We start from the raw sequence: 16,214 nt of genomic DNA, 5'->3' as shown, positions 1-16,214 counted from the left end.
TTCTGGGCGTGACACTGCGCTTCTACGACACCGCCTCAGCCTCCGTCCGCGACTTCGAACCTGTCGTGCCGGGGGAGGCGAGCCTGTACTACTGCGGCGCCACAGTGCAGAGCGGGCCGCACATCGGGCACGTGCGCTCTGGGCTGGTCTTCGACATCCTCGTCCGCTGGCTGCGCTTCCGCGGTCTGAAGGTCACGGCCGTGCGCAACGTGACGGACATCGACGACAAGATCCTGGAGAAGGCCCGCGCCTCCGAGCAGCCGGGCTTCGACGGAGAGCATCCGAACGAGCCCTGGTGGGCCCTGGCCTATCGCTTCGAGGGCGTCTTCCACCAGGCCTACGACGCCCTGGGCATCGAGCGCCCCACGTACGAGCCGCGCGCCACCGGGCACATCCCGCAGATGCACGAGCTGATCGCCGAGCTGATCGAGCGCGGCCACGCCTACCCGGCCCAGGACGGCTCCGGAGACGTCTACTTCGACGTCCGCTCCTGGCCCCGCTACGGGGAGCTGACCCATCAGCGCCTGGACGAGATGCAGGACGCCGCAGACGCGGACCCGCGCGGCAAGCGCGATCCCCGGGACTTCGCGCTGTGGAAGGGCCACAAGGACCAGGACCCGCTCACGGCGTCCTGGGACTCGCCGTGGGGCCGCGGCCGCCCCGGCTGGCACCTGGAGTGCTCGGCCATGGCCGGGCGCTACCTGGGCGATCGCTTCGACTTCCACGGCGGCGGTCTGGACCTGCGCTTCCCGCACCACGAGAACGAGCTGGCCCAGTCGGCGGCGGCAGGGCGGGGCTTCGCGAACTTCTGGCTGCACAACGGACTGGTGGCCTACCAGGGCGAGAAGATGTCCAAGTCCCTGGGCAACACCGTGGATCCGCAGCAGATGCTCGACGAGAACCGCCCCCTGGTGGTGCGCTACATGCTCGGGCAGGCCCACTACCGCTCGGTGCTGGACTACCGCCCCACCTCGCTCGAGGAGGCGGCCGCAGCCGTGGAGCGCATCGAGGCCTTCCTGGTCGCGGCCTCGGCGACGGGCGCGGACCTGGACTGGGAGCCGGCGGACATCCCCGCGGACTTCGTCGCCGTCATGGACGACGACCTCAACGTCCCCCGAGCGCTGGGCGTGCTGCACGACCGCGTGCGGGCCGGCAACACCGCTCTGCACGCGGGTACCGAGCAGGCCTCGGAGCTGGCCGCGGCCGCTCGCGCCGTGTCCGGGATGACCGAGATCCTGGGTCTGCGCGGACTGATGTCCCTGGGCGAGGCGGGGGCCGGAGCCCAGGAGCACGAGGCCCTCGACCAGCTGGTGCAGGACCTGCTCGAGCGCCGTGCCGCGGCTCGCGCCGAGAAGGACTGGGCCGAGGCCGACCGGCTGCGCGACACCCTGGCGGAGGCCGGGATCGTCGTGGCCGACGGAGCCGGCGGCTCCACCTGGACGCTGGGCTGAGGCTTCCCGGCCGAAGACCGAAGCGGGCGCGCGGCCCTTGGGCCCGCAGCGCCTGCGCACTGGACCACGACCGGCACGACCGGTCACGAGATGAATGGGCGGCACAGCATGTCAGCACCCCGACGGAGCAGCGGAAGCTCCAAGAAGAAGGGGCCCACCGTGGGCACCGGCGGCCACGGCCGCAAGAAGCTCGAGGGCAAGGGCCCCACCCCGCGCGCGGAGGATCGCCCGTACCACAAGGCCTACAAGCAGAAGAAGGCCGCGGAGCACCGCGCGGCCACCGGCGCCGGCGAGCGCGGGCAGCGCCGCGGTCCCAACCGCCGCGGACCGGGCAAGACCGAGGACCTCGTGACGGGGCGCAACTCCGTGCTGGAGTCCCTGCGCGCAGAGATCCCCGCCAAGGCGGCCTACATCATGGTGCGGATCGAGGCGGATGACCGCATCCGCGAGATCCTCACGCTGTGCAGCCGTCGCGGCATCCCGGTGCTGGAGGCCACCCGCCCCGAGCTCGACCGCCTGACCGAGGACGCCGTGCACCAGGGCATCGCCCTGCAGGTGCCGCCCTACGAGTACCGCGCCGCCGACGACCTGCTGGATGAGGCCGTGCGGCGCTGGAAGCGCGATCGCGAGGCGGAGCGCGCTCCGCTGTTCGTCGCCCTGGACGGCATCACCGATCCCCGCAACCTGGGTGCGATCATGCGCAGCGTCTCGGCCTTCGGCGGCGACGGCGTCCTGCTGCCCGAGCGCCGCTCGACCGGGCTGAACGCCACCGCCTGGAAGACCAGCGCCGGCGCCGCAGCCCGTGTCCCCGCGGCCCAGGCCACCAACCTCAACCGCACGGTCGAGTACGCCAAGTCCCGCGGGTACTTCGTCGTCGGGCTCGACGGCGGCGGCTCGGTCGATCTGCCGGGGCTGTCCCTGGCCACGGAGCCCCTGGTCATCGTCGTGGGCTCGGAGGGCAAGGGCCTCTCCCGGCTGATGACGGAGCACTGCGATCAGATCGTCTCCATTCCGATCCAGTCGGAGATGGAGTCGCTGAACGCGTCCATGGCCGTCGGCATCGCCCTCTACGAGACCTCGTGCCGTCGTGCCGCACACTCTGCATAGGCGCCCGACCGCGCCGGGGCCGGCGCGCTCACGGCCCCGTCCGCTCGGGATCTCCCAGGCACTGGGCGGAGAGAACGCCACGAACGTGGCCGTCTGGGCGCCCGGGGTCGATCGCCTCGATCTGGTCTGGCAGGTGCCCGGTGGCCGCTGGCGCCGCCACACGCTGCGTCGGATCGAGGGCGGGATCCACTTCGACCTGGTGCCGGGAGCCGTCAGCGGCGGCTCCGCCATGCCCTTGGGGACCCTCTACGGCTTCGTGGCGGCGGATTCGTCGCTGCTCGACGATGGCTCCACCCCGCTGGACGAGCAGATCCTGCTGGACCCCCACGGTCGGGGGCTGCGGCAGGTCCATCGCGCACCCGGACAGCGCGGGGTCACCCAGCCGGACACCTACGGCAGCCGCTACGTCTCCGAGATCATCGACGACGCCTTCGACTGGGCCGGTGACCTCGCCCCGGACATCCCCTGGCGCGACACCGTGATCTACGAGGCCCACGTCAAGGGCCTGACGATCCACCACCCGGGCATTCCGGAGGAGCTGCGCGGAACGTACGCAGGCCTCGCCCACCCCGTGATGATCGAGCACCTGAGCTCGCTGGGCATCTCCGCCGTCGAGCTGCTGCCGGTGCACGCCCATCTGGACGAGCCTCATCTCACGGCCAGCGGGCTGAGCAACCACTGGGGCTACAACACGCTGTCCTTCTTCGCCCCGCACGGGGCCTATGCCTCCCGCGCCTCGCAGGAGCGCGGACCGCAGGGGGTCATCGACGAGTTCAAGCAGATGGTCAAGGACCTGCACGCAGCGGGCATCGAGGTCATCCTGGACGTCGTCTACAACCACACCGCAGAGGCGGGCATGGGCGAGCAGCCCTACTGCTGGCGCGGGCTGGGGGACCGGCAGTGGTACCGCCACGACGACAGCGGCAACTACCTCGACGTCACGGGCTGCGGCAATACGCTGGACTTCTCCCGCCCCGAGGTCGTGCGCATGGCGCTGGACTCCCTGCGCTACTGGGTCGAGGTCTGCCACGTCGACGGCTTCCGCTTCGATCTGGCACCTGCGCTGGGCCGGGACTCCTCGCACAGCTTCACCGCCCGCCACCCGTTCCTCGTCGCCGCCGTGGCGGATCCCGCGATCGGCGGCTCCAAGCTGATCTCGGAGCCCTGGGACGTGGGCATGGGCGGCTGGCAGACGGGGCACTTCCCTCCCGGCTGGGCCGACTGGAACGACATCTACCGCGACACCGTGCGCGACTTCTGGCTCACCGAGCAGCGCGCCATGTCCGCCGGAGCCCCCGGGGGCGGGCTCTCGCGCATGGCAGACGTGCTCGTGGGCTCGCCGGGGCGCTTCGCGGCCTCCGGACGCACGCCGCTGTCGTCGGTGAACTTCGTGACGGCCCACGACGGCTTCACGCTGCACGACCTGACGACGTACGACCACAAGCACAACGAGGCCAATCGCGAGGACAATCGTGACGGCACGAACGACAACCACTCGTGGAACCACGGCGAAGAGGGGCCCAGCCGCTCAGGCGCCGTGCGCGGCGCCCGGGCGCGCACGGCGCGCAACCTGATGGCCACGCTGGTGCTCTCGCAGGGGGTGCCCATGATCACCGCCGGTGACGAGATGCTGCGCAGCCAGGGCGGCAACAACAACGCGTACTGCCAGGACGGGCCGATCGGCTACGTGAGCTGGCGGCACACTCCCGCAGAGCGGGCCATGCTGGCGGCCACCAAGGAGGCGCTGCAGGTCCGGCGCCGGTTCATGTCCCTGCAGGCCGAGGACTACATGATGCGCCCGGAGGACATCCGGGTCCTGTGGTTCACCCCTGAGGGCAGGCTCATGCGGGCCGAGGACTGGGGAGCGGAGGGAGCCCGCGCCGTGCAGATGCTGGTGCGCGCCCGCCATGGGGGCGTGGCCGGGCTCGTGGTGCTCAACGGGACCTTGCGCGACATCGAGTTCCGGATCCCGCACCTGTCCGAGTCCCTCTTCACCGAGGACGACCCCCACGCGGTCGCGGCGCGTCTGGAGACGCCGAACCCCGAGGCGGAGGGCCCCGATGCGCCGCAGGGAGAGGCGGAGGCAGCTGAGCGCGCCGTCGAGTTCGTCTTCTCGACCGACGCCGAGCTGCGCAGCTCCTACGGGCGCATCCTGCGCGGGGGAGACGCGCTCGCGCTGCCGGCCATGACGGTGGGCGCGCTGTCGCTCGACTGAAGACCTCGGCGCCGGAGCCGAGGACGCCTCGTGCTCAGCCGCTCTCAGCGTCTCAGGCGCTGGCCACCAGGCCCAGCTCGGCGCTGGTGGCCAGCCCGTCCCCGTCGGGAAGCACGCGCACCGTGTAGCCGAACGGACCCGATCGGTCGATCGTGAAGGATCCGGTGAAGGCCCAGTCCCCGGAATCGGTGCGCTGGACCTCACTCAGATCCTGGTGCTTGCGCTCGTGGATGTGATCGCTGCCCGAGACCCGGCCGAAGCCGACCTCGACGCGGACGTCGTCGGGGCTCAGCTCGCCGAGCCGGACGTAGGCGGTGACCTCGATGGCATCGCCGATCTGCGGCTCGGAGTGCAGCCCTCCGGTGCGCACATGCTCGATCCGCACGCCCGCCCAGCCCTGGCGGACCCGGGCGACCCAGGCCGCCGTGGAGCGGGCCTGGGCGTGATCGGCCGCGGAGGCGGCGCGGCCGGCCCGGGCGGCCGGCAGGTAGAGCTGCTCGACGTAGTCCGCGACCATGCGAGCGGCCGAGACGCTGGGCCCCAGGGTGGTGAGCGTGTGGCGCACCATGGCCAGCCACTGATGGGGGACGAGGTCCGCCCCGTCGTCGTGGATCTCGCTGTAGAACCGGGGCGCCACGTGGTTCTCGATCAGCTCGTAGAGCGCTGCGGCCTCGATGCTGTCCCGCTCATCGTCGGAGGCCAGGTCGTCGGCGGTCGGGATCGCCCAGCCGTTCTGGCCGTCGTAGAGCTCGTCCCACCAGCCGTCGAGCACCGAGAGATTGAGCCCGCCGTTGATCGCGGCCTTCATCCCGGAGGTGCCGCAGGCCTCGAGCGGTCGCAGGGGGTTGTTGAGCCAGACGTCGCAGCCCGGGAACAGGGTGCGCGCCATCGACATGTCGTAGTTCGGCAGGAACACGATGCGGTGGCGGACCTCGGGGTCGTCGGTGAAGCGCACCAGGTCCTGGATCATGCGCTTGCCCATCTCGTCGGCAGGGTGGGACTTGCCCGCGATCACGAGCTGGACGGGGCGCACGGGGTCCAGCAGCAGGCGCTTGAGACGCTGCGGATCGCGCAGCATCAGGGTCAGGCGCTTGTAGGTGGGCACCCGTCGGGCGAAGCCGATCGTGAGGACCTCCGGATCGAGCACCGAGTCGGTCCAGCTCAGCTCGGCATCAGCGGCGCCGCGCTGCTTCCACGACGCGCGCAGGCGACGACGGACATCGGCCACCAGATCCGAGCGCATCTCGGCGCGCACGTGCCACAGCTGCTCGTCCGAGACCTCGGCCACAGCCCGCCAGCGCGCGCGCAGATCCTGCTGCGACCGGTCCACGGCCAGGGCCTCCATGCGCGGATCGATCCAGGTCGGCACGTGCACGCCGTTGGTCACCGACGAGATGGGGACCTCGTCGGTGTCGAAGCCGTTCCACAGCCCGGAGAACATCTGCCGCGACACCGCGCCGTGCAGCTTGGCCACGCCGTTGGCCCGCTGGGCCAGGCGCAGGCCCATGACGGCCATGTTGAACCGGCTGCCGTCGCCGCCGTCGTAGTCCTCGCGCCCCAGAGCCAGGATCTCCTCGAGAGGGGCGGGCCCGGCCAGCTCGGTGGAGAAGAAGCGCTCGATCATCTCGCGCTCGAAGCGGTCGATGCCGGCCGGTACCGGGGTGTGCGTGGTGAACACAGTCGAGGCGCGCACCGCGGTGAGGGCCTCGAGCCAGGACATGCCCGCGCCGCCGTCGGTGCCGGGGCTCATCAGCTCGGCGATGCGCTCGATTCCGGCGAAGCCCGCGTGGCCCTCGTTGCAGTGGAAGACCTCCGGGTCGGGGGCGCCGGTGAGCCGTGAGAACTCGCGCAGCGCGCGAATGCCGCCCATGCCCAGCAGCAGCTCCTGCTGGAGGCGGTGCTCGCCCCCGCCGCCGTAGAGGCGGTCCGTGACGCCGCGGAAGACGTCGTCGTTCTCGGTGATCTGGGAGTCGAGCAGCAGCAGCGGGACGCGCCCCACGTCGGCACGCCAGATCTGGGCGCCCAGCCGCCCGCCGTCAGGCATGGGCAGCCAGATCCTCGCAGGGGAGCCGTCGGGTTCGCGCAGCAGCGTGAGGGGCAGGCCCTGCGGGTCCAGGACGGGGTAGTCCTCGAGCTGCCACCCGTCGCGCGACAGCGACTGGTTGAAGTAGCCGTTCTGGTACAGCAGGCCCACGCCCACCACGGGCACGCCCATGTCGGAGGCGGTCTTGAGGTGATCGCCGGCCAGGATGCCGAGACCGCCCGAGTACTGCGGCAGGACGGAGGTGATGCCGTACTCGGCGGAGAAGTAGGCGATCGAGCGCGCGCCGTCGCGACCGTGCTCGCGCTGGTACCACAGCGGCTCGCTCAGGTAGGTCTCGAGGTCGCGGCCCAGGGCGTCGATGCGCCGGACAAGCTCGCCGTCCTCGGCGATCTGCTGGATCTCCTCGCGGGTCAGCGAGCCCAGGACCTGGACGGGATCCCCGCCGGAGGCCTCCCAGGCCTCCGGGCCGAGATCCCGGAAGAGCTGCTCGGTGGGCCGGTGCCAGGACCAGCGCAGATTGGCGGCCAGTCGGCTCAGCGCACTGATCGACTCGGGGAGGGACGTCCGGACGGTGAACCTTCTGATGGCCTTCACACCTCTGGAGCCTAGCGCCGCAGAGGGCTCCGGACGAGGCCCCCTCGGATTCCACGGCCCTGTCTGCGCAGCGATACGGGCCGTCGCCCGGAAAATCACTATGACCTGCTTCACCATGGACCGCTGGACTGACTACGGTGTGGGGGTGACCTCCAAGAGCATGCCCAAGCCGCCCCGAGACTCCGCCTCCGCTCCCGAGCCCAGCTCGAGCGCGCCGTCCGCCGCGGGGGCCTCTGCTGCCCCGGCTGCCGCCGTCGAGCCCGTCGATCTGTCCGGTCTCGTCTACGGACGCATTCCCATCGAGAACGTGTCCCCGTCCGTGCTGGGCGGGCGCCGTCCCGCCACCGCCCTGCCCGGCGAGGACATCCGCATCGCCGCGACCGTCTACCGCGAGGGCCACGACGCCCTCGGCGTGACCGCCGTGCTGCGTGACCCGCAGGGCCGGGAGCACCAGCGCACCGCCATGAGCCTCAACGCCCCGGGCACAGATCGCTACGAGGGCTGGGTCCGCCCCGATGCCGAGGGCGAGTGGAGCTTCACCGTCGAGGGCTGGGGCGATCTGTACGAGACCTGGCGCCACGCCGCCGAGATCAAGCTCGGCGTCGGGCAGGACGTCGAGCTGATGATGGACGAGGGCGTGGTCGTCTTCGAGCGCGCCGCCTCGGAGGCCGAGCGCCCCGAGTCGCAGCGCCGCCTGCTGGGCGAGATCGCCGAGCAGCTGAAGGATCGTTCGATCCCCGCCAGCCAGCGATTCGCCCGCGCCGCGGACCGCTCGGTCCTGGAGATCGTCGCCGCCTCGCCGATCCGCAGCCTCGTGACCAGCTCCGAGCCCCTGCCGCTGCGCGTCGAGCGCGATGCCGCCGGTCGCGGCGCCTGGTACGAGTTCTTCCCCCGCTCCGAGGGCGCTGTGCGCGATGAGACCACGGGCGGCTTCCGCTCGGGCACCTTCCGCACCGCGGCCGAGCGCCTGCCCGCCGTCGCGGACATGGGCTTCGACGTCCTCTACATGCCGCCGATCCACCCGATCGGGCACGCGCACCGCAAGGGGCCGAACAACACCCTGCACGCGGGTCCGAACGATCCGGGCTCGCCCTGGGCGATCGGCAGCGAGGACGGCGGCCACGACGCCATCCATCCTGATCTGGGCACCTTCGAGGACTTCGACGACTTCGTCGCCCGCGCCCGGGAGCTGGGTCTCGAGGTTGCCCTGGACCTCGCGCTGCAGGCCTCCCCGGATCACCCCTGGGTCCAGCAGCACCCGGAGTGGTTCACCACGCGCGCCGACGGCACGATCGCGTATGCGGAGAACCCGCCCAAGAAGTACCAGGACATCTATCCGATCAACTTCGACAACGACCCCGAGGGGCTGTGCCGGGAGGTCCTGCGGATCGTGCAGCTGTGGATCTCCCACGGCGTGCGGATCTTCCGCGTGGACAATCCGCACACCAAGCCGCTGTGGTTCTGGGAGTGGCTGCTCGATCGGGTCCGGAAGATCGACGACGGCGTCGTCTTCCTGGCCGAGGCCTTCACTCGCCCGGCCATGATGCAGGGCCTGGCCAAGGCCGGCTTCCAGCAGTCGTACTCGTACTTCACCTGGCGCAACGCCAAGTGGGAGCTCGAGGAGTACCTGGAGGAGGTCACCCGGGAGACCGCCGCCCAGTACCGTCCGAACTTCTTCGTGAACACCCCGGACATCCTCACGTCCTATTTCGTGGAGGGCGGGCGCCCGGCGTTCAAGATCCGAGCGGCGATCGCGGCCACGGCCTCGCCCCTGTGGGGCATGTACGCCGGCTACGAGCTCTACGAGAACGTCCAGCGCCCGGGCGCCGAGGAGTCGATCGACTCCGAGAAGTTCGAGTACCGCCCGCGCGACTTCAAGGACGCGGAGGTCCGCGGCGATTCGCTGGCGCCCTACGTGCGCCGCCTCAACCAGCTGCGCCACGAGCACCCGGCCCTCGGGGACCTGCAGAACCTGACCCTGCACCCCACCGACGACGACGCCATCCTGTGCTTCTCCAAGACCAAGACGGTCCAGGGGCCGGACGGGGAGCACGAGGACACGCTGATCGTCGTGGCGAACACCGATCCGCATTCGGTGCGCACCGCGAACATCGAGCTCGACCTGGAGGCCCTGCGCCTGGCCCCGCAGGATCGCGCCGACGACGGGACCTTCGCAGCCGATGAGCTGCTCACGGGAGAGTCCTGGTCCTGGGGCGATCGCGTGTGGGTCCGCCTGGACCCGTTCTACGAGCCCGTCCACATCGTCAGCGTGCGTCGCCGGCGCTGAGCGCGGACGATCCGCGAGCACTACCCGGGCCGGGCGCCCGCCGCGGCGCCCGGCCCGTTCCGCAGCACGAAACCAGCAGCAGGAGATGCACCGCACGTGAATGCCATCAACCCGGCCAGCTTCGGAGTCAACGCCCCGGGGATCTCGCACGATCCGGACTGGTTCCGCAAGGCAGTGTTCTACGAGGTCCTCGTGCGCGCCTTCTCGGATGCCAACGGCGATGGCTCGGGAGACTTCTCGGGTCTGATCGAGAGGCTGGACTACCTCCAGTGGCTCGGCATCGACTGCCTCTGGATCCCGCCGTTCTACGAATCGCCCCTGCGCGACGGCGGCTACGACATCTCGGACTACTACTCGGTGCTCGACGAGTTCGGCACCGTCTCCGACTTCAAGCGCCTGGTCGCCGAGGCCCACGCCCGCGGTCTGCGCGTCATCACGGATCTGCCTCTGAACCACACCTCGGATCAGCACGAGTGGTTCCAGGCCTCCCGCGAGGACCCCGAGGGCCCGTACGGCGACTTCTACGTCTGGTCGGACACGGATGAGCTGTACTCCGAGGCGCGGATCATCTTCGTGGACACCGAGGAGTCGAACTGGACCTTCGACCCGGTGCGCCGGCAGTTCTTCTGGCACCGCTTCTTCTCGCATCAGCCGGATCTGAACTTCGAGAACCCCAAGGTCGTCGAGGCCGTCTACGACGTGGTGCGCTTCTGGCTCGACATGGGCATCGACGGCTTCCGGGCCGATGCCATCCCGTATCTGGTGGAGGAGGAGGGCACCAACTGCGAGAACCTCCCCGGCACCCATGACTTCCTGGTGGGCCTTCGCGAGATGGTCGACCGCGAGTACCCCGGCCGCGTGATCATCGCCGAGGCGAACCAGCCCCCGGAGGAGGTCGTCGAGTACTTCGGCTCGGCGGAGGCCCCGGAGTGCCACATGTGCTTCCACTTCCCGATCATGCCGCGGATCTTCTACGCCCTGCGCGACCAGCGGGCTCAGCCGCTGATCGACACCATGGCGACCACCCCGCGGATCCCCGAGGGCACGCAGTGGGGCACGTTCCTGCGCAACCACGACGAGCTCACGCTCGAGATGGTCACCCCCGAGGAGCGCCAGGCGATGCTCGGCTGGTACGCCCCGGATCCGCGCATGCGCGCCAATGTCGGCATCCGTCGCCGTCTCGCCCCGCTGCTGGACAACTCGCGGGCCGAGATCGAGCTGATCCATGCGCTGCTGCTCGCGCTGCCGGGCAGCCCGTTCCTGTACTACGGCGACGAGATCGGCATGGGCGACAACATCTGGCTCGATGACCGCGACGCCTCCCGAACTCCCATGCAGTGGACCCCGGACCGCAATGCCGGCTTCTCGGAGGCGGATCCGGGCAAGCTGTACCTGCCGGTGATCCAGTCGCTCGTGCACCACTACACGCAGACGAACGTCGAGGCGCAGCTGGCCTCGTCGTCGTCGCTGCTGCACTGGCTGCGCCGCATGCTGCTGGTGCGCCGCGAGCACCCGGCCTTCGGCATGGGCGAGTTCCGCTCCGTGGACTCCGGGCACGAGTCGGTCTTCGCCTTCGTCCGGGAGTTCCATCCCCAGGACGAGCGGCACGAGGAGCAGGCGGAGACGCTGGTGTGCATCTTCAACCTGTCGCACACCCCGGCCGCCAGCACGATCGATCTGCCGGAGTTCGCCGGGCGCGGCCTGCGCGAGGTCTTCGGCGGCGAGCCGTTCGGCAAGGTCGACGACGACGGCACCTACCGGGTGACGCTGGGCTCCCAGGACTTCTTCTGGCTGAGGGTCCGCAGCGCGCCCGACGCCTCGGGAGTTCAGCCGCCCACGCAGTCCATGCCGATCATCACCAGCCTCGGCTGAGCTCGTCCTCGCCCGTTCACCCGCACCACCTGCACAGGAGACCTGACATGTCCGCCGTGAACCCGTCGTCGCACCCGGCGCGCAGCCTCGAGGAGGTGCTGCGCGGCTGGCTGCCCTCGCGGCGCTGGTTCCCCTTCGACGGCGACCCCGAGCAGCTGAGCCTCGAGACGGCCGCGGTGATCCCGCTGTCCGAGTCCCCGGCCGGCGCCTCGCCCGAGGACGAGGGCCTGGCGATCCACCTCCTGCGGGCGGGCACCCCGTCCGGGACGCGCATCGTCCAGGTGCCGCTGGAGACCTCCGCCTCGGCCTTCGACCAGCAGATCGGCTCCTTCGAGACCTCCGCAGGGACGCGCCACGTCCGGGAGGCCGTCGATCAGCCGGAGTTCCTGGACGCCGTGCTGGGCCTGCTGCGCAAGGGCTCGCAGATCGGCGGGCGCGGCGCGGCCATGACGGGGGCGGCCAACGACTCGCTGACCCCGGTCTCGGGCGTGAAGGCCGCCGAGCAGGTGCAGGTGATCGCCGGCGAGCAGTCGAACACCTCGGTGGTGCTGCGCCCCGTCGAGCCCGGCGAGGACGCGCTGATCCTCAAGTTCTTCCGCATCCTCGGCGAGGGGGAGAACCCGGACGTCGAGGTCGGACGCGAGCTGACCGACCTCGGCTGCTCCGTGGTGGCACGGACCTGGGGCTGGGCCGAGATCACCTGGCCGGAGACCGGCGACGACGACGGTCAGCGCCAGGCCGTCGGGCAGTCGGTCGTGGCCGCGGAGTTCGTCGACGGCGCCCAGGATGCCTGGCGCCTGGCCGTCGAGGCCGCCGCCGAAGGCCGCTCCTTCGCCGCGGAGGCCCGCGAGCTCGGCCGTGCCACGGCGCGCATGCACCGTGACCTCGCCTCCGCCTTCGGCACGCAGGAGACCCTCGGGCCCCGGCGCGAGGCGCTGCTGGAGTCGCTGTCCGGGCGTCTGGAATGGGCCCGCGATCAGATGGGCGACCGTCCGGGCGGGCTGGAGCAGGAGCTGGACTCGGTCATCGCCCGCGCCCGCGAGGTCGAGCATCTGCCCGAGCTTCAGCGCATCCACGGCGACTACCACCTGGGCCAGGTGCTGCGCGGTCCCGACGGCGCCTTCCGCATCCTTGATTTCGAGGGCGAGCCGCTGCGCGAGATCTCGGAGCGCTCGGCCGCAGACCTTCCCCTGCGCGACGTCGTGGGGATGCTGCGCTCGCTGGACTACGCCGCAGCGTTCGGGCAGCGCGAGTCCGGCCGCGACACCGAGCAGTGGGGTCAGGCGGCCGCCGAGGCGCTGCTCGAGGGCTGGACCGCCGTGACCCACACGATCGTGGAGCGCCGTGATCCCCTGTTCCAGGCGCTGTGGCTGGACAAGGCCATGTACGAGGTCGTCTACGAGTCGCGCAATCGCCCCGACTGGGTCGACGTCCCGCTCAGCGCCGTGCTCAGCGCGCTCGGCGGCTCCCAGTCTTCGGCCGCCGTCGACCCCGCAGCCGGTGCCGCGGCCGGTGCGCTCCCGGGCGACCAGGAGACGGCCGACAAGCCCTCGGATGTCCGGGGGACGGGGGGCACCGCGTCGGAGGCTTCTGGTGCACCGGTCGAGACCTCGGCCGTCGTGCCGGGCCCGAGCGCAGCTGCTGCGGGCGTACCCTCGCAGTACCAGGCCGATCAGGCCATCCGGGGCGGCGCGGAGCCGACCCCCGACCAGCAGGAAGGCTCCGCCCCGGAGCCCCCCGCCGCAGCACCGCAGGCGGAGACGGACGAGACCAGCGGAAGCGAGCACCACGTGTCCCACACCATCTCCGAGGATGTCCTGGCGGCTGTCGCCGAGGGCCGCTACTACGATCCGCACTCCGTGCTCGGCGCGCATCCGCAGGACGACGGCACCGTCGTGGTCCGCACCCTGCGGCGCTTCGCCCAGAAGGTCGAGGCGATCACCGGAGACGGCTCCGTGCACCTGCTCAGCCACGAGTGGGGCGGCATCTTCACCGGTCGCATCCCCGCGGCCTCGGACGGCGGCATCCCCGACTACCGCCTGCGCGTGACCTGGGACGGCGGCCACAGCCTCGAGGTCGACGATCCGTACCGCAGCACTCCGACCGTGGGCGAGATGGACCTGCATCTGATCGGCGAGGGCCGGCACGAGGAGCTCTGGAAGGTCCTGGGCGCCCGTGTGCGCAGCTGGCCCTCGAGCTTCGGCGAGACCCGCGGCACGAGCTTCGCCGTCTGGGCCCCCAATGCCCGAGCCGTGCGCGTCATCGGCGACTTCAACGGCTGGGACGGCACCGAGCACGCCATGCGCTCGCTCGGCGGCAGCGGCGTCTGGGAGCTCTTCGTCCCGGGCGTCGGCCACGGTGCCATCTACAAGTTCCGCATCATGGGCCCGGACGGGCAGTGGAAGGACAAGGCGGACCCCATGGCCCGCTGGAGCGAGGTGCCGCCGCTGACCGGCTCCCGCGTCCTCGACAGCGAATACACGTTCGGCGACGACGAGTGGATGGAGCGCCGCGCGCAGACGGACCCGCACAGCGGTCCCATGAGCGTCTACGAGGTCCACATCGGCTCGTGGCGCCAGGGGCTGAGCTACCGGGACCTGGCCACCGAGCTCGTCGACTACGTCAAGGCCCACGGGTTCACCCACGTGGAGTTCATGCCGGTGGCCGAGCACCCGTTCGGCGGCTCGTGGGGCTACCAGGTCACGGGCTACTACGCCCCCACGTCGCGCTTCGGCGATCCCGATGACTTCAAGCACCTCGTCGACGCCCTCCACCAGGCCGGCATCGGCGTGCTCGTCGACTGGGTCCCCGGGCACTTCCCCAAGGACGACTTCGCCCTGGCCCGCTTCGACGGCGCACCGCTCTACGAGCACCCGGATCCCCGCCGCGGCGAGCACAAGGACTGGGGCACCCTGATCTTCGACTACGGGCGCACCGAGGTCCGCAACTTCCTCGTGGCCAACGCCCTGTACTGGCTCGAGGAGTTCCACGTCGACGGCCTGCGCGTGGACGCCGTGGCCTCGATGCTCTACCTGGACTACTCCCGCGAGCACGGCGAGTGGGAGCCGAACCAGTTCGGAGGGCGGGAGAACCTGGAGGCCATCTCGTTCCTGCAGGAGGCCACCGCCACGGCCTACCGTCGCAGCCCCGGCACGGTGATGATCGCCGAGGAGTCCACGGCATTCCCGGGAGTCACTCGTCCCACCAGCGGCAACGGCCTGGGCTTCGGCATCAAGTGGAACATGGGCTGGATGCACGACTCGCTCGAGTACATGGGCGAGGACCCTGTGAACCGCAGCTACCACCACGGCAAGCTGACGTTCTCCATGGTGTACGCGTACTCCGAGAACTTCATCCTCCCGATCTCGCACGACGAGGTCGTCTACGGCAAGGGCTCCCTGCTGCGCAAGATGCCGGGAGACCGCTGGCAGCAGCTCGCCAACGTCCGGGCCTACCTCGCGTACATGTGGGCGCATCCCGGCAAGCAGCTGATCTTCATGGGCACCGAGTTCGCGCAGGACGCCGAGTGGGACAACGACAAGTCACTGGACTGGTGGCTCGCGGAGACGGAGCCGCACCAGGGCATCCAGCGCCTGGTCGTGGAGCTGAACGAGATCTACAAGCAGACTCCGGCGCTGTGGGCGCAGGACAACGCGCCGGAGGGCTTCACCTGGCTGGATGCCAACGACAGCCAGGGCTGCACCATGTCGTTCGTGCGCTGGGACACCGCCGGCGAGCCGCTGGTCTGCGCGGTCAACTTCGCGGGCATGCCCCACAACGGCTTCCATCTGCCGCTGCCTCGCGGCGGGCAGTGGGAGGAGGTCCTGAACACGGACGAGACCCGCTTCGGCGGCTCGGGCGTGGTGAACGGATCGATCGCGGCGATCGACGAGCCCCAGTACGCGCAGCCGGCGCATGCAGTGCTGGATCTGCCGCCGCTGGGTGCGGTGTGGCTGCGTCCGTCGGTCTGAGTCGCCGGGTCGTCGGGTGAAGCGGCTCAGGTCCGGGCCGGCCGGTCCGGTGCGCAGTCACCGGGATCCGACCGGAGGCGGACCACTTGCAGGGGCCGCCTGAGCAGAGGAGGGGCCCGTCCTCGCGCACGCAACGCGGGGGCGGGCCCCTTCTCGTTTGCGCGCAGCGGGGGACGTGTGTAGTGTTCTTCTTCGTCGCTCCGGCAGTCCGGACGGCACGGAGCAGCCGGAAGGCCTCCTGTCACGGACTGCATGCAGCGCGTCGCAGGATTTCTGAGAGTTCATCCGCCGGAGACGGCGAGTTGACCTGAGGGAGGGCGACGGGTACTGTAGCGGAGTGCTTCGGACGGGTGCTGAGGCTGCGGATGACGCAGCGGCACGGTCCAGCAAGGAACTGATCTTCGCGGGCCTGGTGAAACGGGCTGGTTGATCGTCTGTTGTTTGAGAACTCGATAGTGTGCCAAATTGTCTGCTGATACCAGTTCAAGCAATTTTTGTTTGGTTGGATCAGCTGATGCGTCAGTGCGTCTCGTTCCCGTGACGCGCTGGACGATCATTATTTTTGATTCCAGCCAGGTATGGTTTTTCGTTTTTCAACGGAGAGTTTGATCCTGGCTCAGGACGAACGCTGGCGGCGTGCTTAACACATGCAAGTCGAACGCTGAAGCACCAG

At 70.3% G+C, this 16,214-nt stretch carries 7 protein-coding genes and 1 rRNA gene; 7 read left to right on the top strand and 1 reads right to left on the bottom strand.

Annotated elements, in window-relative coordinates:
• The first annotated feature begins 8 nt into the window (after positions 1-8).
• The 3 genes from cysS (at position 9) to glgX (ending at position 4,773) form a co-directional block, all read left to right on the top strand.
• Complete coding sequence (gene cysS / locus FFS25_RS00040; RefSeq protein ID WP_137801466.1) at positions 9-1,451, top strand: cysteine--tRNA ligase; 1,443 nt, start codon at positions 9-11, stop codon at positions 1,449-1,451.
• Positions 1,452-1,559: 108 nt separating this feature from the next.
• Positions 1,560-2,558, top strand: a complete 999-nt coding sequence (gene rlmB / locus FFS25_RS00035) for a 23S rRNA (guanosine(2251)-2'-O)-methyltransferase RlmB (protein WP_137801465.1) — start codon at positions 1,560-1,562, stop codon at positions 2,556-2,558.
• Positions 2,539-4,773: a glycogen debranching protein GlgX gene (gene glgX / locus FFS25_RS00030; protein WP_249933698.1), complete on the top strand. Its 2,235-nt coding sequence runs from the start codon at positions 2,539-2,541 to the stop codon at positions 4,771-4,773. Before rlmB ends, glgX begins: the two co-directional genes overlap by 20 nt.
• A gap of 52 nt (positions 4,774-4,825) precedes the next feature.
• Here glgX and glgP read toward each other — a convergent pair whose 3' ends face one another.
• On the bottom strand, positions 4,826-7,411 hold the full coding sequence (glgP, locus tag FFS25_RS00025; protein ID WP_137801464.1) for an alpha-glucan family phosphorylase: 2,586 nt from the start codon (positions 7,409-7,411) through the stop codon (positions 4,826-4,828).
• Between the two features lie 160 nt (positions 7,412-7,571).
• On the opposite strand from glgP, the gene FFS25_RS00020 reads away from it, so the two are divergent.
• The 4 genes from FFS25_RS00020 to FFS25_RS00005 all read left to right on the top strand — a co-directional run.
• Entirely contained in the window at positions 7,572-9,698 is a 2,127-nt protein-coding gene (locus FFS25_RS00020; RefSeq protein ID WP_502704717.1) for an alpha-1,4-glucan--maltose-1-phosphate maltosyltransferase, read from the top strand.
• Positions 9,699-9,794: 96 nt separating this feature from the next.
• Positions 9,795-11,570, top strand: a complete 1,776-nt coding sequence (gene treS, locus FFS25_RS00015; protein ID WP_006214654.1) for a maltose alpha-D-glucosyltransferase — start codon at positions 9,795-9,797, stop codon at positions 11,568-11,570.
• Positions 11,571-11,617: 47 nt separating this feature from the next.
• Positions 11,618-15,541, top strand: coding sequence for a 1,4-alpha-glucan branching protein GlgB (gene glgB / locus FFS25_RS00010; RefSeq protein WP_137801463.1), 3,924 nt, complete (start codon positions 11,618-11,620; stop codon positions 15,539-15,541).
• Positions 15,542-16,134: 593 nt separating this feature from the next.
• Positions 16,135-16,214 (top strand): 16S ribosomal RNA (locus FFS25_RS00005); the annotation flags it as partial.

Origin of the sequence: Kocuria sp. 2SI (assembly GCF_005502825.1) — a bacterium.
GTDB lineage: Bacteria > Actinomycetota > Actinomycetes > Actinomycetales > Micrococcaceae > Kocuria > Kocuria palustris.
Note: the sequence above shows the minus strand (reverse complement) of the source record. Positions and strands in the feature narration are given on the sequence as shown.

Excerpts from the sequence above, each read along its gene's own strand:
- rlmB (WP_137801465.1), top strand. The coding sequence starts at position 1,560 with ATGTCAGCACCCCGACGGAGCAGCGGAAGCTCCAAGAAGAAGGGGCCC.
- FFS25_RS00020 (WP_502704717.1), top strand. The coding sequence starts at position 7,572 with ATGCCCAAGCCGCCCCGAGACTCCGCCTCCGCTCCCGAGCCCAGCTCG.
- glgB (WP_137801463.1), top strand. The coding sequence starts at position 11,618 with ATGTCCGCCGTGAACCCGTCGTCGCACCCGGCGCGCAGCCTCGAGGAG.